Raw genomic sequence first — 293 nt, forward strand, 5'->3', positions numbered from 1 at the left:
TCCAGCACCGTGAGGTGGTAAATCGATGTTGGATAACTCAGATCGCTCAGCAGGTATTCGCGGTGAGTGATGTAAATGCGTTTCCCAGCAAGCCGGTATCCCTCGACGACCTTCTGCACGTTGCCCAGAGTGTTATCAATCTCGATGTTTAGGCTTTGGTATCCGCTGCCGTCACTCTTGGGCAGCGCATCCCCCATCGCCACACCCGGGAAGGTGAGCTCCCTGCCGTCCTCGGTACCGCACGTCCAGTCATCGAAGCCCTGAGAAAACAGCAGTGTGGCGCTCTCTCCTTC

The 293-nt window shown here is 56.7% G+C and carries 1 protein-coding gene; it reads right to left on the reverse strand.

Annotated features, from left to right (window positions below):
• On the reverse strand, positions 1 to 293 hold a 293-nt coding region (locus tag GHO41_RS29645; RefSeq protein WP_153435375.1), incomplete at both ends, for a DUF1833 family protein.

Source organism: Pseudomonas sp. FSL R10-0399, from assembly GCF_009600165.1.
In the GTDB taxonomy this organism is placed as follows: Bacteria; Pseudomonadota; Gammaproteobacteria; order Pseudomonadales; family Pseudomonadaceae; genus Aquipseudomonas; species Aquipseudomonas helleri.